At 50.6% G+C, this 16,220-nt stretch carries 14 protein-coding genes, 1 tRNA gene and 1 riboswitch; of the genes, 10 read left to right on the top strand and 5 right to left on the bottom strand.

Translation table 11 applies throughout. The features are described 5' to 3' along the window. Positions 1-89: 89 nt before the first annotated feature. Positions 90-1,088, bottom strand: coding sequence for a branched-chain-amino-acid transaminase (gene ilvE, locus ACTHTY_RS00075; protein ID WP_049323817.1), 999 nt, complete (start codon positions 1,086-1,088; stop codon positions 90-92). A gap of 212 nt (positions 1,089-1,300) precedes the next feature. Here ilvE and ACTHTY_RS00070 point away from each other — a divergent pair, with 212 nt between their 5' ends. Together ACTHTY_RS00070 and lapB are read left to right on the top strand one after the other, a co-directional pair. Further along, positions 1,301-1,624, top strand: coding sequence for a LapA family protein (locus ACTHTY_RS00070; RefSeq protein ID WP_440366084.1), 324 nt, complete (start codon positions 1,301-1,303; stop codon positions 1,622-1,624). A 25-nt stretch (positions 1,625-1,649) separates the two neighbouring features. Next, the gene (gene lapB, locus ACTHTY_RS00065; RefSeq protein ID WP_440366083.1) at positions 1,650-2,819 is read left to right on the top strand and encodes a lipopolysaccharide assembly protein LapB; all 1,170 of its coding nucleotides are present in this window, start codon (positions 1,650-1,652) and stop codon (positions 2,817-2,819) included. A 58-nt stretch (positions 2,820-2,877) separates the two neighbouring features. On the opposite strand, the gene ACTHTY_RS00060 is transcribed toward lapB, so the two are convergent. Continuing rightward, positions 2,878-3,384 (bottom strand): thioredoxin family protein, encoded by a 507-nt coding sequence (locus ACTHTY_RS00060; RefSeq protein ID WP_440366082.1) that lies wholly within the window; start codon positions 3,382-3,384, stop codon positions 2,878-2,880. Between the two features lie 9 nt (positions 3,385-3,393). Continuing rightward, positions 3,394-6,687 (bottom strand): exodeoxyribonuclease V subunit gamma, encoded by a 3,294-nt coding sequence (gene recC / locus ACTHTY_RS00055; RefSeq protein WP_440366081.1) that lies wholly within the window; start codon positions 6,685-6,687, stop codon positions 3,394-3,396. A gap of 199 nt (positions 6,688-6,886) precedes the next feature. Between recC and ACTHTY_RS00050 the strand changes: the two genes are divergently transcribed. Continuing rightward, positions 6,887-6,963: transfer RNA gene (locus ACTHTY_RS00050), tRNA-Pro, on the top strand. A 48-nt stretch (positions 6,964-7,011) separates the two neighbouring features. Here ACTHTY_RS00050 and ACTHTY_RS00045 read toward each other — a convergent pair. Further along, positions 7,012-7,893: a lysophospholipid acyltransferase family protein gene (locus ACTHTY_RS00045; RefSeq protein WP_003745542.1), complete on the bottom strand. Its 882-nt coding sequence runs from the start codon at positions 7,891-7,893 to the stop codon at positions 7,012-7,014. Between the two features lie 108 nt (positions 7,894-8,001). Next, positions 8,002-8,112, top strand: a riboswitch (SAM-I-IV-variant riboswitch). 174 nt (positions 8,113-8,286) lie between these two features. Here ACTHTY_RS00045 and metK point away from each other — a divergent pair. From metK to ACTHTY_RS00010, 7 genes are all read left to right on the top strand, one after another. Next, positions 8,287-9,456 carry a methionine adenosyltransferase gene (gene metK / locus ACTHTY_RS00040; protein WP_070583688.1) on the top strand — a complete coding sequence of 390 codons (1,170 nt, stop codon included), beginning with the start codon at positions 8,287-8,289 and terminating at the stop codon, positions 9,454-9,456. A 171-nt stretch (positions 9,457-9,627) separates the two neighbouring features. After that, the gene (locus tag ACTHTY_RS00035) at positions 9,628-10,692 is read left to right on the top strand and encodes a DUF1176 domain-containing protein (RefSeq protein ID WP_440366080.1); all 1,065 of its coding nucleotides are present in this window, start codon (positions 9,628-9,630) and stop codon (positions 10,690-10,692) included. 124 nt (positions 10,693-10,816) lie between these two features. Further along, positions 10,817-11,137, top strand: coding sequence for an accessory factor UbiK family protein (locus ACTHTY_RS00030; protein WP_070849164.1), 321 nt, complete (start codon positions 10,817-10,819; stop codon positions 11,135-11,137). A 13-nt stretch (positions 11,138-11,150) separates the two neighbouring features. Continuing rightward, the gene (locus ACTHTY_RS00025; RefSeq protein ID WP_070645415.1) at positions 11,151-12,647 is read left to right on the top strand and encodes a YifB family Mg chelatase-like AAA ATPase; all 1,497 of its coding nucleotides are present in this window, start codon (positions 11,151-11,153) and stop codon (positions 12,645-12,647) included. Between the two features lie 154 nt (positions 12,648-12,801). After that, positions 12,802-13,899, top strand: coding sequence for an SPOR domain-containing protein (locus ACTHTY_RS00020; RefSeq protein WP_440366079.1), 1,098 nt, complete (start codon positions 12,802-12,804; stop codon positions 13,897-13,899). A gap of 11 nt (positions 13,900-13,910) precedes the next feature. Next, the gene (locus ACTHTY_RS00015; protein ID WP_440366078.1) at positions 13,911-14,552 is read left to right on the top strand and encodes a thiol:disulfide interchange protein DsbA/DsbL; all 642 of its coding nucleotides are present in this window, start codon (positions 13,911-13,913) and stop codon (positions 14,550-14,552) included. Between the two features lie 44 nt (positions 14,553-14,596). Then, positions 14,597-15,421, top strand: a complete 825-nt coding sequence (locus tag ACTHTY_RS00010) for an undecaprenyl-diphosphate phosphatase (protein ID WP_440366077.1) — start codon at positions 14,597-14,599, stop codon at positions 15,419-15,421. A gap of 71 nt (positions 15,422-15,492) precedes the next feature. Here ACTHTY_RS00010 and ACTHTY_RS00005 read toward each other — a convergent pair whose 3' ends face one another. Continuing rightward, on the bottom strand, positions 15,493-15,987 hold the full coding sequence (locus tag ACTHTY_RS00005; protein ID WP_440366076.1) for a type IV pilin protein: 495 nt from the start codon (positions 15,985-15,987) through the stop codon (positions 15,493-15,495). Positions 15,988-16,220: the final 233 nt, after the last annotated feature.

The following is a 16,220-nucleotide window of genomic DNA, read 5'->3' as shown; positions in this document are numbered from 1 at the left end:
TATTATTGCTTTCACCATCTAAAAACCAATAAAAAAAGGCCGTCTGAAAAAATATTTCAGACGGCCTTTTTTTATTAAATGCGTTCTATTCAACAAACTTCGACCAACCAGCCGTGTTTGTCTTCTGTCAAACCGTATTGAATGTCGGTAATCGCCTTACGGATTGCGTAACCGCGCTCTTGGCTCTTCACTTCGATTTCTTTGCCATCAATCACGAAAGAAGTTACCGGAGAAATGACCGCAGCCGTACCGGTCAGAATCGCCTCTGCGCCATTTTCCACAGCTGCTTTCAGCTCATCAACGGTAAAGTTGCGTTCGGTAACGGTGTAGCCCAAATCTTTGGCAACAGTCAGTACGGAATCGCGGGTAACGCCGTGCAAGAATTCGTCGGTCAACGGTTTGGTAATGATTTCATCGCCGTTAATCAGGATAAAGTTGGACGCGCCGGTTTCCTGAACGTCGCCATTCGGGCAGAACAACACTTGGTTTGCACCATATTCGGCTTTGGCTTTCAATACCCAAGGCATGGCGGAAGCGTAGTTACCGCCGCATTTCACACGACCCATATGTGGGGCGCAACGGATATGTTCGGTTTCCACCAAGATTTTAACGGGCGAACCGGCTTTGAAATAGTCACCAACAGGAGAAGCCAGAATGTACAGCAAGGCTGTTTCGGAAGGAGAACCGGCTTTACCGATCACAGGGTCGGTACCGATCAAAGTCGGACGCAGGTACAAAGCGGCAGGTGCGTCAGGGATTTCCTCGGCGGAACGTTTGACCAATTCGATCAAAGCATTCAAATAAGCTTCCGTTTCAGGACGCGGCAGGTGCAGAATATCTGCGCTTTGCTGCATACGCGCGATGTTTGCAGTCGGGCGGAACATCACGATTTTGCCGTTTGCCTGACGGAATGCCTTCAAACCTTCAAAACATTCGCTGCCATAATGCAGGGCGTGTGCGCCGGGGGCGAGTGTCAGGTCTTTGGAAGATTGCCATTCTACCGGTTGCCATTTACCTTCACGATAAGCGATAACGGGCATTTCAGCGTGGAAAACGCTGCCGAATACGGCTGGGACTGGTCTGCTCATGATGATTGCCTTTCTTATTCTGATTTGTAAGATAATAACTAAAGACTGAACAATACGCCTTTCAATATGGGTTTGACAAGTACCCGTCAGCATAAAGACACCATCCCCCCTGCCGTCTGAAACATGCCGTCCTATCCGAAATCCGGCAAATCGTTTAAACTGATACCATTTTTCAGACGGCCTGCCCCACCCGCGGCCCCCCGGAGCAACCCATGAAACTCATCTATACCATCATCAAAATCCTGATTCTTCTTGTTTTCCTCCTGCTGGCCATCACCAATACCCACAACGTATCCTTCTTCTACCTGCCCGGCCAAAACGTCAATCTGCCGCTGATTGTCGTGCTTTTCGGCGCCTTTATTATCGGCATCGTGTTCGGTATGTTTGCCCTCTTCGGCCGTCTGCTGACCCTACGCAGCGAAAACAACCGCCTGCGCGCCGAAGTAAAAAAACATGCCCACCTTTCCGAAAAAGACCTGACCTCGGTCAAAACCGAAACACCGGCAACGACTTCCGAAGCCACTCCCAAAGCGTAACGCCACCAACCAATAAAGGAATACCATGGACAACGAATTGTGGGTCATCTTACTGCCCATCGTCCTCCTCCCCGTTTTCTTCGCTATGGGCTGGTTTGCCGCGCGCGTCGATATGAAGACCGTCCTGAAACAGGCCAAAAGCATACCGGCAGGGTTTTACAAAAGCCTTGATGCCCTCGTTGACCGCAACAGCGGCCGCGCCGCGCGCGAATTGGCGGAAGTGATCGACCAACAGCCGCAGTCATACGACCTAAACCTGACCCTAGGCAAGCTCTACCGCCAACGCGGCGAAAACGACAAAGCCATCAATATGCACCGCGCCCTGCTCGATTCGCCCGACACCGTCAACGAAAAACGCGCGCGCGTGCTTTTTGAATTGGCGCAAAACTACCAAAGCGCAGGCTTGGTGGACCGTGCCGAACAAATCTTCCTCGGTTTGCAGGAAGGCGATATGGCACGCGAAGCCCGCCAACACCTTTTGAGTATTTACCAACAAGACCGCGACTGGGAAAAGGCCATCGAAATGGCGCAGCTCTTGAGCCATGACGAACAAACCTACCAGTTTGAAATCGCCCAGTTCTATTGCGAAATCGCCCAAGCCGCACTGTTCAAATCCAACTTCGATGCCGCTCGCTACAACATCGGCAAAGCACTCGAAGCCAACAAGAAATGTACGCGCGCCAACATCATTCTCGGCGACATTGAATACCGTCAGGGCAACTTCCATGCTGCAGTGGAAGCGTATTCCGCCATCGAGCAGCAAAACCACGCCTATCTGAGCATGGTCGGCGAAAAACTCTATGAAGCCTATGCCGCGCAAGGCAAGCAAGAAGAAGGCCTCAACCGCCTCATCGGCTATATGCAAACCTTCCCCGATCTTGACCTGATCAACGTCATTTACGAGAAAGCACTGTTGCTCAAAGGCGAAACCGAAGCGGCGCAAATCGCTGTCGAACTTGTCCGCCAAAAACCCGACCTCAACGGCGTGTACCGTCTGCTTGGCTTGAAACTCAGCAGTATGAATCCGGAGTGGAAAGCCGACACCGATATGATTCGTTCGATTATCGGCCGCCAGCTGCAAAAAAGCGTCATGTACCGCTGCCGCAACTGCCACTTCAAATCCCAAGTCTTCTTCTGGCACTGCCCTGCCTGCAACAAATGGCAAACCTTTACGCCGAATAAAATCGAGATTTGATAAAGCGTTAAATATCAAAACAGTTCAAAACATAGGCGAACACACCAGCAATATTTGCTCAACAACGCTGCTCTGCCCATGCCAACGCCGCTACAATCTGAGCCTCAATATCGGCATTAAACTCGCCGACACGGTACGCATCGCGCAATTCTGTGCGACGGGTTTCATCTGCCGCAATTTGGTTTAACACCACTTGCGGAAACTCATTAAACACAGGCCCGGCCTCTTCATGCCCCATCAAAAACAGCGCAGGGATTTTTTGGTTGGCACGGACGATTTCCTGTTGGCGCGGATTCTCAAAACGGCTGCTGTCGTCAAAATCGTTGCGGGCAATATAGTTGACGCGGATATTGGGGTTCAACTCCGCCATTTTTTGAATAAACGGCACAAACACGCGGCAATCTGGGCAATATGGCGCAGCGGCAAGCAGCCAATTTTGCGGACGGCTGATCTTTTTAACCGCCGCTACCGCTTGTGCCGACAGCTCGGTCACCTGATAGAGCTGCTGCTGTTTCAATTTGTCTTCTTCGGTATCAAAATCCAAATATTCTGTATAAGTGGCCATGCTTTACTCCTATTCTGTTGTATCGGTTTTCCCTGCCACGCCGGTCAAAAGCGGCACAAGCAGATTGACGATAAGGTTTTCAAATAGCGGCTCATCAAGAGGCGATTCTTCCGAATGACCAAACACCAGCTTCACTTCGGTATATTCTTTCTGCCCTTTACTCATTTTATTGCCGTTAAAAACCTCATGGGCTTTTCTCAAGGCAGCATCCCAATCCTCTTTTTTGCTGTACTCCTCCGCAGCGGCAAGACTGGTTTTGGCAAAAAACGGCAAGGGGGTATTTTGTCCGATTCGGAAATATACCAACCATTCTTTCAAAAGTTCTTTTGCTGTTTGTTGCTCGATGGCAGCATAGGTTTCGGACTGCCCCAAGCTGACAATATAGGTTTGTCGGTTTGCAACGGATTTAGGGGCGACGGCGCAAAAAATCAAATGCTCCAATAAACGGGCAATGCGGTTGGGTGCATTGTCTTTTTGATTTAGGAACACAATGCGGCCGCATTCGTAAAGATTGCTGATGGTACCTTGTAAAACCAAGTCGTCAAAGGATTCTTCATAAGGTTCAGACGGCCTTTTGTTACTGCGTATCAGCTCGGCATCTACGTTTTTCGCAGATATCTGATACTGCTTCTGCCACAAACCGCCCAATTCGCCTACCGGCATCAGGCTTTCGGCATTCAGCCGAATGGCCGTATCTTCAAAATCTTCCCCTGTGCGCCGCGCATCCAAATAGGCATCGGCAATCCGACCCTCATGTTGCGGCTCAAACGGTTCGGCAGACTCCCATGCGCCGTCCAAATACGGCTGATCCCAGCTTAAATTTCTCTTCAGCCAAACTTTGACAGGGTTGCGCCAAAAACTGATGAGCTCGCCCTGATGAATGGTTTTGCCCGGCTCTTCCTGATTTAAGGCCTCAAGGAAAAACGGTTGCGCTTCCGCTGGCGGTTGGTTCAACGCATCAGCGTAATCTTGGCGCGTACTGAAGAGGCCGTCTGAAAGCGCGTCCTTTTGGAAATAACGGCGTGAAAAAGCCTGCAAAGGATGATGTTTCACCCATTTCTCCGACAACTCGCGCCCGCTTTTCCCCGTCATGGCGGCAATAGTATCCAGCAACTCGCTGATTAACGAGGACGGCGCGAACTCGGCATCATTGCGTATATCGCGGCCGATATAAGACAAATACAGCATTTCACGTGCGCTGATTAAGGCTTCGAGGAAGAGATAACGATCATCGTCGCGGCGGGCACGGTCGCCTTTTTTCGGATGTTTGGCAATCAGGTCGAACACCGCCGCTTTGGTATTGCGCGGAAAATCGCCGTCATTCAAACCCAACAGGCAAACCATTTTAAACGGCAGGCTGCGCATCGGCACCATACTGCAAAAAGTGATGCCGCCGCTCAAAAATCCGGCTTGGCTTTCGCTGTCCAAAAAGCGGCGGATATGGCGGATAACGGTTTTACACGGCAACAATCCGTCAAATTCGGCCAACTGCGCCTCTTCCTGCCATTTCGCCAAAGACTGTTCAAACTGCTGCTTGGCGTATTGGTCGTCCGTATCCGGAGCAAACAGTTTCTCCAGCAAATCGCGGCAACGTTGTACCCAGTTTTCCACACAGGCAGGTTCTTGCCACTGCGCCGCCATATCGGCCAAAGTACGGATAAATTCGGCAAAACCGCTGAACACGTCCAACTGGTTGACGTTGCTATGCCACGCACTCACGCCCTGCCACATGCCGTTTCCGCCTTCTGGCAGCATCCAGCCCAAGGCCAAACGCTCTACCGCCTGCTGCCAAGTAAAAAGGTTGTCTTTTCCCTCGCGCATGGTTTGGTCCAAACCCCAATGCACATTCAATCCGGCAACAGTCTCATGCAGCAGCGGCACATCTTCCTCACTCAACCCGAAGCGTTGCAGCACCAACCGACTTTCCAGCAAAGGCAAAACCTTGTCCACTTCAAACCGGCTCTCCAGCAAGTCCAAAGTTTGAGCCAAAGCATACAGCAACGGCTGACGGCGGCTGAGTTTCACATCCGAAATCGAATACGGCAAAGCCTGACTGCCTGCATACTCCTGTCCAAAAACGGCTTCAATAAACGGGCTGTACGGCTCGATGTTCGGCGTCAAAACGGCAATATCGTGCGGTTGCCAGTCGGGATTTTTTTGCAACACCAGCGACAGCTCTTCTTTCAAAATCTGCAATTCTCGCAAAGGGCTGTGCGCCGCGACGATTTTGACCGAGCCGTCGTTCAGCAGCTTGTCCGGCTCGACACACACTGAATTGCCATCCGCATCGCGAACCTGAACCAGAGCCTGTTGCCCGCCTACTTCGCTTTCTTCCTGTTGATACAAGCGTTCAGACGGCATGATTAAGTTTTGGATATCGTTTTGCAGGCAATGCAATAAGGTATCGTCTTTTCCTTCTTCATAAACCTGAATATCCTGTTCGGTTTCCACTTCCGACAAAAAATCAAAGAAATCGCGCCCCTGCTTGCCTAAAGAAGCCAACAGCGGATGCCCTGCCTGCGACAAATCCGCCTCATCGCCCCTTTTCAAAATCTGCGCCTCGTCGATAACCTCGCCCCAATATTGGCTGCTCGGGTTGAGCGCAAACACAAATACATCGCAATGCTTGGAAATTTGGTGCAGCAGTTGCAGATACATCGGCGCCATTGTCGAAATGCCGAATACAAACAACCTTTGCGGTAAAACTGATTTATCCAACTGTGCCAACAGCTTTTCCCACAAGGCCACGCGGTGCGGCGCTGATTGGCTGCCATCGTCCAAATAACGCCACAGCTGCGCCTGCCAATCCTCATCATCGCCCAAACCCAGCAGCTTCCCAGTCTGCCACGCATCAATCCAATCCGGCCGGTACACCAAATATTGGTCGAAAATATCCGCCATCTGTCCGGCAAGCTGATAATCCGCCGAGGCCGAACTGTGCAAATAACTTTCCAGCTTCAGGCGTACGTTTTCGTATTCCGGGGCCGTCTGAAACACTTCGCTGCGGAACAAATCCAGCAAACGCCAGCGCATGACTTCAGGCGAAAACGGACTGAGCGGCGGCACATCGGGAACCAATTTGCGCATCAGCTGCCACGCCAAACCGGCAGGCAGGCTGAACTTCAAATTCGCCGCCACGCCGAGTTTGCGCGCAAAAAACACATTCAGATACCGCCGCATCCCCTGGCTCTGCACTACCACTTCTTCCTGCGCCAATACAGAATCCAAGGGCAAGGCCTGATGAATATGCGCGCACATTTCGGCAAGCGCTTCCAAACGGTCGGACTGATAAAGATAAAACATAGCAGACAATCTAAAAAACAATTGCCCACATTATAATGCCATTAGGACAAATGCTTCAGCAGAAGCAGCAAACAAAAACACAGGCCGTCTGAAACACATCGCTTCAGACGGCCTAAAACAAACCCATCGGCAGCCAATTATTAATTATTTATCGACCCCTGTACAAACCGGCTTCCCCTATCCTATAATTTCCCACATTCGGAATGTAGCGCAGCCCGGTAGCGCACTTCGTTCGGGACGAAGGGGTCGGAGGTTCGAATCCTCTCATTCCGACCAAATACAAAACCTGCTTGAGTCCAAGCAGGTTTTTTACATCCGGCAAGCCTATACTTCCGGCGGAGGGAAAGGCGCACCTTCGGGATGTTTGTAGCGGTTGTACATAAACAAATATTGTTCCGGAAAACGGCGTATCCAATACTCGGTATTTTCATTGATCACGCGCGCATCGTTCTCCTTATCGCCGTTCAATTCGCCGCGCAATGGCTCTATGTGCAAGACAAAGCCTTTGCCGTCGGGCAAACGCTCGCCGCAGAAAAACAAAGCCTTCACGCCTTTGACTTGCGCCAGCTTGCCCGCCAACGTCATGGTGTAGGCAGGTTTGCCGAAAAAGTCCACCCACACGCCGTCGCCGCCTTCCTCTGGAGACGGCACATGGTCCGGCAACACAATGGTCGCTTCGCCGCCTCGCAGCGCTTTGATGATTTGTTTGACGCCCTGAATACTGGTCGGCGCAGTCTTGCCTTTGCCGCGCACTCGACCCGCCTGCATTACCGCATCAAAAGCCTTGATTTTCGGCGGCTTGTACATTGCCGTCAGCGGAAACGGCAGTTGCTGGCTGATGTAGCGGCCCGCCAAATCATAGCTGCCGATGTGCGGCGTGATAAACAGCAAACCCTCGCCCGCGCTCAAGGCCGTCTGAACATGTTCCCAACCGTTGACGCTGACAAACAGGTTTTCAATTTCCTCAGGCCGTCTGAAAAACGCCACCGGCAATTCCAAGCCGCCTTTTGCCGTTTCACGGAAAACTTTTTTTACTGCCTCGTCCGTCGGGTTCAATCCGGCAAGTTTCATGTTTTCGAAAACACGCCGGCGATCTTTCGACAGCACGCGGAAACCCAAACTACCCAGCAGGTTGCCTAATTTGTGCAACCAAGCCAAAGGCAGCGCGGCCAAAAATTTAAAAACAAAGGTAACAAGCGTTTGCATAAGGTTTTACCAAAATGAAGTGGACAGATTGTAAACGAAACAGGCCGTCTGAACAAAACAGACTTCGGGCAAATATATTGCGGCACACCTGCTTTTCTGCTACTATCCGCGCTGCATTAAGAGTTGGGAATTCCATGCCAACCTGCTTTTCAAACGGAAAGGTAAGGTGGACGGTTGAAAAACCGATGTGGCTCGCCAGAGCAATCCAAACCCGCTTAATGCGGGAATTTTTTTGCCTGTAAGAAACGCGCAACAGGATTCCGAAACAGCAGGCAAGTGCGAATGTTTCTCACTTGTATAGAGAAAAAGCGGAGTTTTTGTTATGATTTCCGCTGTCCGAAATAAAAGGCCGTCTGAAAACACAGCAGCCTGTTTTTTAATGAAAGAATAGCAATGAGCGAATATCTGTTTACTTCCGAATCGGTATCCGAAGGCCATCCGGATAAAGTTGCCGACCAAGTATCCGATGCGATTTTGGATGCCATCTTGGCGCAAGACCCCAAAGCGCGTGTCGCCGCAGAAACCTTAGTTAACACAGGCTTGTGCGTATTGGCAGGCGAAATCACTACTACCGCCCAAGTGGACTACATCAAAGTCGCACGCGAAACCATCAAACGCATCGGCTACAACTCCTCCGAGCTGGGCTTTGACGCCAACGGCTGCGCAGTCGGCGTGTACTACGACCAACAGTCTCCCGACATCGCCCAAGGCGTGAACGAAGGCGAAGGCATCGACTTGAACCAAGGCGCGGGCGACCAAGGTTTGATGTTCGGCTATGCCTGCGACGAAACCCCTACCCTGATGCCGTTTGCCATCTATTACAGCCACCGCCTGATGCAACGCCAAAGCGAATTGCGCAAAGACGGCCGCCTGCCTTGGCTGCGTCCTGATGCCAAAGCCCAACTGACCGTGGTTTACGACAGCGAAACCGGCAAAGTAAAACGCATCGACACCGTCGTCCTGTCTACCCAACACGATCCGTCTATCGGCTACGAAGAGCTGAAAAACGCTGTTATCGAACACATCATCAAACCGGTTCTGCCGTCTGAACTGCTGACCGACGAAACCAAATACCTGATCAACCCGACCGGCCGCTTCGTTATCGGCGGCCCGCAAGGCGACTGCGGTCTGACCGGCCGTAAAATCATCGTCGACACCTACGGCGGCGCGGCTCCGCACGGCGGCGGCGCATTCTCCGGCAAAGACCCGTCCAAAGTGGACCGTTCCGCCGCTTACGCCTGCCGTTATGTTGCGAAAAACATCGTCGCCGCCGGTTTGGCAACCCAATGCCAAATCCAAGTTTCCTACGCCATCGGCGTTGCCGAACCGACTTCGATTTCCATCGATACTTTCGGCACCGGCAAAATCAGCGAAGAAAAACTGATTGCCCTGGTTCGCGAACATTTCGACCTGCGCCCTAAAGGCATCGTCCAAATGCTCGACCTGCTGCGCCCGATTTACGGAAAATCCGCCGCCTACGGCCACTTCGGCCGCGAGGAGCCTGAATTTACTTGGGAGCGCACTGACAAAGCAGCCGCATTGAAAGCAGCCGCAGGCGTGTAAAAAAATAATAAAGGTCGTCTGAACGGGAGTTTCAGACGGCCTTTTTACATCTAAATATTCAAAACCTTTTTACGAACGACACATCGTATTTTCACAAAAACAGCGCAACGAAATTTTGGATTGCTATGCTGTCTTTGTGAATCTGCATAAATAAAATTGAAAGAATACATCATGAAAAAATGGCTGCTGGCTGTTTTGCCTGCCACTGCACTGGCTGCTCCGCCTCAAGGCTTTTATCAAAATTACCAAGACTGGGACATTGCTTGCGACAATACCGGCACCTGCCGTCTTGCCGGATATCAGGCGGATGAAACAGAAACGCCGGTTTCCATCCTGTTTACCCGAAAAGCGGGGGCGAATGCCGCCGTAGCTGGCGAAGTTTCCCTGCTGCCGTTTAACGACGATGATAGGCAACTCGCCCGTGTGGCAGCCCGCAGCGAATTGATGTTGAACGGCAAATCACTGGGCAAATTGGCGTTGAATAAAAAAGGCACAGGCAAATTGAGCAGCGCGCAAACCAACGCCTTGCTCGAAGCGTTGAAAAAAGAAAGCAAAATCAGCATCCGCGCCGGCAAATATGAATGGCACTTGTCCGACAAAGGCGCGGCGGCAGCAATGTTGAAAGCGGACGAATTCCAAGGTCGTCTGAACACACCTTCCGCGCTGATACGCAAAGGCAACAGCACTCAGGCAGTCCTCAATCCTCAACCCAAACCCGTTATCCGCGCCGTTGCCGTGCCGAAAACAGCAGGCGATATACTGGAACAAGACACACCGCGCCACAGTGCCGTCATGAAGCTGCTGCGCAACAGCAACCGCGTTTCTGAAGGCGACGATAATTACTGTTACGCCCTGCACAATAAAGAGCAAATGGATTGGAACCGCAGCCTAAATATTTATCCGCTCAACAAACAACAAGTTTTGGTGGAGGCCGTCTGTATCGGCGGAGCCTATCAAACCAGCGGCTACTATGTCATTGCCGACAAAAAATTAACCAAAATCGAACAAGTGCTGCCACCAATGACATACGGCGGGCACGGCGGATTCGATGAGAAAACAGCCACCCTTAGCGGCAGCTTCAAAGGCCGAGGAATCGGCGACTGTTGGTCGGGCAATGCCGCAGTGTGGGACGGTAAAACGTTTGTCCGCAGTGAGGAACACACCACCGGTTCTTGCAAAGGCTTCATGGGCGGCGCATGGCTGATGCCTGTTTTTGAAGCCCGTGTTGAGCGTTAAAAGACACGGAATATTTACGATAGAAAGCAAAGGCCGTCTCAAAATTCCCGTTTTCAGACGGCCTTTTTCCTTATACAATAGCCACTTGAATTTCTATATACATTCTGAATAAAGGATACGGATTATGTTCGGCAAACAACTTTTTGAAGAAGTCAGCTCCAAAATCAGCGAAACCATCGCCAACAGCCCTGCCAAAGACATGGAAAAAAACGTTAAAGCCATGCTCGGCAGCGCGTTCAACCGCATGGATTTGGTAACCCGAGAAGAATTCGACATCCAACAACAGGTTTTGATTAAAACCCGTACCAAGCTGGCCGAATTGGAAGCCCGTTTGGCCAAACTCGAAGCCGCCCAAGAGCCTGAAGAAGCTGCTTTGAAAGCGGCCGAAGCCGCTGCTGAAGAAGCAGTTGCCGAAATCGTACAACAAACCGAAGCCGCCGAATAAGGCCGTCTGAAACATGTCGCTTGCTTTGGTTTACAGCCGCGCCTTAAGCGGTATGAACGCGCCGTTGGTCGAAGTGGAAGCCCACCTTGCCAACGGCTTGCCACATTTCAATATCGTCGGTTTGCCCGATACTGAAGTCAAAGAAAGCCGCGACCGCGTGCGTGCCGCCATCATCCAAAGCGGCTTCGACTTCCCCGCCAAGAAAATTACCGTCAACCTCGCACCGGCCGACCTCCCCAAAGAATCCGGCCGTTTCGATTTACCTATTGCCTTGGGCATTCTTGCCGCATCGGGACAAATTAATCCTGAAAAGCTCGCGCAATATGAGTTTGCCGGAGAATTGGCGCTGTCCGGGCTGCTGCGTCCCGTACGCGGCGCGCTGGCTATGGCATGGCAGGGAATGCAGGCAGGCCGTTCGTTCGTATTGCCACAAGAAAATGCCGAACAGGCTGCCGTCATGCGCGGTATCGCGGTTTATGGCGCGCGTTCTTTGGGCGAAGTGGCCGCCCATTTAAACGGCATCGAACCGTTGACACAAACCGAATGCAAACTGCCACAAAGGCCGTCTGAACAAAGTAAAATTCCTGATTTAGCTGATGTTAAAGGCCAGCATACCGCCCGCCTTGCTTTGGAAATCGCAGCGGCAGGCGGACACAGCCTGCTGATGATGGGTCCGCCGGGTACGGGCAAATCCATGCTTTCGCAACGTTTGCCCGGCATCCTTCCGCCTTTGACCGAAGACGAATTAGTCGAAGTATGGGCATTGCGTTCGCTCCTGCCCAACCATCAACAGCAACTCGACAGTAACCGTCCTTTCCGCAGCCCTCATCACAGTGCCAGCTCGGCTGCCATGGTAGGCGGCGGTTCAGACCCGCGTCCGGGTGAAATTTCATTGGCTCATCACGGTGTGTTGTTTTTAGACGAATTGCCTGAGTTTGACCGTAAAGTATTAGAAGTATTGCGCGAACCTTTAGAAAACGGCGAAATCCATATTTCCCGTGCCGCACGCCAAGCGGTTTATCCGGCTAAGTTCCAACTTGTCGCCGCCATGAACCCCTGCCCTTGCGGCTATCTTGGTCATCCATCCAAACCTTGCCGCTGCACGCCTGAAAGTGTTGCCCGCTACCGCAACAAAATTTCAGGGCCATTGCTCGACCGTATTGATTTAACCATCGAAGTACCCAGCCTTTCCGCTGCCGAGTTAATGCAACAAGAAGCAGGCGAATCCAGTGCCACCGTATTGGAACGAGTTACCGCCGCACGCAAAATCCAATACGGCCGACAAGGCAAAGTTAATGCCGAATTGAGTGTCAGCGAGCTCGATGGCAAAGCCCGCATCCAAAAAGAAGCGCAAGAAGCCTTGGGAACCATGCTCGAAAAACTGTCCCTTTCCGCTCGAAGCTTCCACCGCATCATGCGCGTCGCCCGTACACTGGCCGATTTGGCAGGCGACGAAGAAGTCAGCAAAACCCATGTGATGAAAGCCATCGGCTTCCGTCGCGCCCTTTAACTTTTCAGACGGCCTGAATCTTTATGTTTAAGTAAAACTAAAGTAAACAAAGCATCAGGATTTTGCCGTCTATAACGGTTATTGATAAAATATCGAATCCAAACTCAGACAGTCTCCCTTCAGACCGTCTGAACACATTATTACAAGGTAAGTCATGAAAAAATCTACACAATATGGCAAAGGCTTGGCCGGTTTCTTTTTCGGTCTGATACTGGCAACAGGTATTATTGCCGGTATTTTGTTCTTCCTGAACCAAGGCAACCAAAACGTTTTCAAAGAGCTGACCCAGCCTAAACAAAGTGAAGAACCTGAAATCCTGAAGCCTCAAGACAAAGCAGAGAAACGCCCTGCTACCGACAATTCGTCCAGCCAAGCAGATGAAGAAAAAGCCAAAGCTGAAAAAGAAGTGGCGGAGAAAGAAGCCAAAGCAAAAGAAGCGGCTGAAAAGGCTGCCAAAGAAGCTGAAGAGAAAGTGGCTCAAGCAGAAAAAGAGGCTCAGGAAAAAGCCGAGCGCGAAGCCAAAGAAAAAGCGGATAAAGCTGAAGCAGAAAAAGTCGAACGCGAAGCTAAAGAAAAAGCTGAAAAAGCCGCCGCCGACAAAGCCGAACGCGAAGCCAAAGAAAGAGCAGACAAAACTGCCGCCGACAAAGCCGAACGTGAAGCCAAAGAAAAAGCCGCAAAAGCGGAAGCAGAAAAAGAAGCCGCCAAGAAAAAACTGGCCGAGAAAAAAGCCGAATTAGAAAAAAAACGCGCAGAAAAAGCCAAAGCTGAAAAAGAAGCTGCTGATAAAACTGCAAAAGATAAAAAAGCGGCCGACCAACTGACCGACAAACAAAAAGAGCGTGCCGAGCGCAAATTGGCTGAGAAAAAAGCAGCCGAAGCCAAAAAACAAAACAAGCCGACACCTGAGCAAATCCTCAACAGCGGCAGCATCGAAAAAGCACGTAAAGCCGCAAATGCCTCTGCAACAAAAGAAAGCAGTAAACAGTCAGCAGAAAAAGCCGAAGCGACTGCCAACAGCGGTAAAAAAGCCTTCCTGCAACTTGGTTCATATGCAGACCGCTCCAGCGCAGACTCACAACGTGCCAAACTGGCTATTTTAGGTGTTTCTTCCAAAGTGGTTGAATCGCAAAACGGCGACAAAACCATTTACCGAGTTCAAAGTAACACCATGCCGCAGGAAGCCGCTGTAAAACTGCAAAAAAACCTGCAAGGCCATAATATCAATAGCTTGATTCGTTCTACCAAATAATGGAATCACTGATGAAGCAGCGTATAAAACAAACCATTGCCGCACTCAGCCTGAGCCTGCTCAGTCTGAGTGCGCAGGCTGCTACCGAGGGCGTGGACTATACTGTCCTCAGTCGCCCTATTCCGCAGCAACAAGCTGGAAAAATTGAAGTGCTAGAATTTTTCGGCTACTTCTGCGTCCATTGTTACCATCTCGATCCAGTTTTGTTGCAACACAGCAAAACCTTTGCCAAAGATGTTTCCTTGCGGACAGAACACGTCGTTTGGATGCCTGAAATGTTAGGCTTGGCCAAGGTTGCCGCAGCCGTCAATCTTTCAGGTTTGAAATATCAAGCCAATCCAGTCATCTTCAAAGCAGTTTACGAACAAAAAATCAACCTGGCTGATGCAAATGTATTCCGATCATGGGTTGGTAAACAGACAAGTTTTGACAGTAAAAAACTGCTTCAAGCCTACAATAGCCCTGCTGCCGCGTCGGCTGCTGCAAAAATGCAGCAATTGACGGAAACTTATCGAATTGAAAACACACCAACTGTCATTGTCGGTGGTAAATACAAAGTCAATTTCAATGGTGGCGACTGGAAAGTCGGTATGAAAACCATAGACGAGCTCATCGTCAAAGTCCGCAGCGAACAATCCTCAAAACCACTTTAACTATTCAACAAAAGAAAGACGGCCTCAAGGCCGTCTGAAAACTTATGGACATTCTGATTTTATTTAAAGCACTTATTCTCGGTATTATCGAAGGTTTAACCGAGTTCCTCCCTATTTCAAGTACCGGTCACTTGATTGTATTTGGCGACTTAATGAATTTCCAAAGCAACGGAAAAGTATTCGAAATTGCCATCCAGCTCGGTGCCGTATTAGCCGTCGTATTCGAATATCGCCAACGATTTACCCATATCATAAAAGGACTAGGCAAAGAGCGAACAGCCAATCGCTTTGTGCTGAATTTATTTATCGCGTTCATCCCCGCTGCGATTGTTGGCCTCTTATTCAGTAAACAAATTAAATTGCATCTTTTCAACCCGATTACCGTTGCTACCATGCTGGTATTAGGTGGCTTCTTCATTTTATGGGTTGAAAAACGCCAAACAACAGCCAAACCTAAAGTCAACCATGTCGATGATATACGCCCAATTGACGCATTTGTTGTAGGATGCGCCCAAATTTGTGCCCTTATCCCTGGGACATCACGTTCAGGCAGTACCATCATGGGCGGTATGCTGTGGGGACTGGAACGCAAAACGGCTACCGAATTTTCATTCTTCCTTGCTGTACCAATGATGATTGCGGCCACAGGTTACGACATCTTAAAAAACTACAAACTTTTTACCTTGCAAGATGTCGGACAAATTGCCATCGGTTTTATCGCAGCATTTATCGCCGGTTTATTGGCAGTAAAAGCTTTGCTGAAATTTGTCTCCAGTAAAAACTATGTGCCTTTTGCCTACTACCGTATTGTATTTGGTGGTCTGATTCTCCTTACTTGGATACTAGGCTTAGTCAGCTGGAGCGAATAACCCCTCTCCCTAAAGGACGTGCCTGAGCACGTCCTTTTTCTTTATCCGCTTTCTCCCTTTCGATTAGGTTTCTACCCCGTAAAAGGCCGGCACTCCGCATCATTGCCCCTAAATATCTCCTCGCCGTCCGTACAGCTTCCCTTACCCTTCATCTTCCCGCACACCACCGCCGTCAGCGACTCGTTCAAGCGCAGCACCCTCGGCTCCGCTTCCCTATCCAGCGCCACCGCCTTCAAGGTAAACTTACCTTCCAGGATACCCTTAGCCTGGCCACTCATCCTGATACAGAAACCACCCGCCTCCTTCACCGGCAGCTCCGGCCACTTCGTCGACGTCAGCTTAAAGCTGCCCTTTTTTGTGTAGAACTGCTCCATAAAGCGCGCATTTTCCAGCAGCGCGGCATGAGCCGCACGCAGGTTGGCCGAGCGGACCGATTCCCGATAGGCCGTAAAGGCAGCCGTCGCCAAGATCGAAACCAGCAGCATCACCACCAACAGCTGTATCAAAGAGTACCCCCTCTGCACAGCTGCCCTATTCCGTTTTCCGTCAAATGCTTTTAAGTACATATCTTTATTCCCTTTATCTTTTATATCCCTATCCGACAGGATGGACCTTATCCGTTTATCCCTTCACCCAATGAAAGCCCCATTAGCCCAAGTTTTATTGCCACTGCCCAAACAAAGCCGCCCGTCATCCCGAACCGGCAAGCAGTTCGGCCTCGGGGCGGCGTATACGGCACGATCGTCCGTCAGGTTATTTTTTCACGGCAGGCTGGGCGGCCTTAGGAGCGGCAGAAGAA

The organism is Neisseria sp. P0019.S002, assembly GCF_051957155.1.
Classification (GTDB): Bacteria; Pseudomonadota; Gammaproteobacteria; order Burkholderiales; family Neisseriaceae; genus Neisseria; species Neisseria perflava.
This window is presented reverse-complemented; position numbering and strand designations above follow the sequence as displayed.

Excerpts from the sequence above, each read along its gene's own strand:
- ilvE (WP_049323817.1), bottom strand. The coding sequence starts at position 1,088 with ATGAGCAGACCAGTCCCAGCCGTATTCGGCAGCGTTTTCCACGCTGAA.
- ACTHTY_RS00070 (WP_440366084.1), top strand. The coding sequence starts at position 1,301 with ATGAAACTCATCTATACCATCATCAAAATCCTGATTCTTCTTGTTTTC.
- lapB (WP_440366083.1), top strand. The coding sequence starts at position 1,650 with ATGGACAACGAATTGTGGGTCATCTTACTGCCCATCGTCCTCCTCCCC.
- ACTHTY_RS00060 (WP_440366082.1), bottom strand. The coding sequence starts at position 3,384 with ATGGCCACTTATACAGAATATTTGGATTTTGATACCGAAGAAGACAAA.
- recC (WP_440366081.1), bottom strand. The coding sequence starts at position 6,687 with ATGTTTTATCTTTATCAGTCCGACCGTTTGGAAGCGCTTGCCGAAATG.
- ACTHTY_RS00045 (WP_003745542.1), bottom strand. The coding sequence starts at position 7,893 with ATGCAAACGCTTGTTACCTTTGTTTTTAAATTTTTGGCCGCGCTGCCT.
- metK (WP_070583688.1), top strand. The coding sequence starts at position 8,287 with ATGAGCGAATATCTGTTTACTTCCGAATCGGTATCCGAAGGCCATCCG.
- ACTHTY_RS00035 (WP_440366080.1), top strand. The coding sequence starts at position 9,628 with ATGAAAAAATGGCTGCTGGCTGTTTTGCCTGCCACTGCACTGGCTGCT.
- ACTHTY_RS00030 (WP_070849164.1), top strand. The coding sequence starts at position 10,817 with ATGTTCGGCAAACAACTTTTTGAAGAAGTCAGCTCCAAAATCAGCGAA.
- ACTHTY_RS00025 (WP_070645415.1), top strand. The coding sequence starts at position 11,151 with ATGTCGCTTGCTTTGGTTTACAGCCGCGCCTTAAGCGGTATGAACGCG.
- ACTHTY_RS00020 (WP_440366079.1), top strand. The coding sequence starts at position 12,802 with ATGAAAAAATCTACACAATATGGCAAAGGCTTGGCCGGTTTCTTTTTC.
- ACTHTY_RS00015 (WP_440366078.1), top strand. The coding sequence starts at position 13,911 with ATGAAGCAGCGTATAAAACAAACCATTGCCGCACTCAGCCTGAGCCTG.
- ACTHTY_RS00010 (WP_440366077.1), top strand. The coding sequence starts at position 14,597 with ATGGACATTCTGATTTTATTTAAAGCACTTATTCTCGGTATTATCGAA.
- ACTHTY_RS00005 (WP_440366076.1), bottom strand. The coding sequence starts at position 15,987 with ATGTACTTAAAAGCATTTGACGGAAAACGGAATAGGGCAGCTGTGCAG.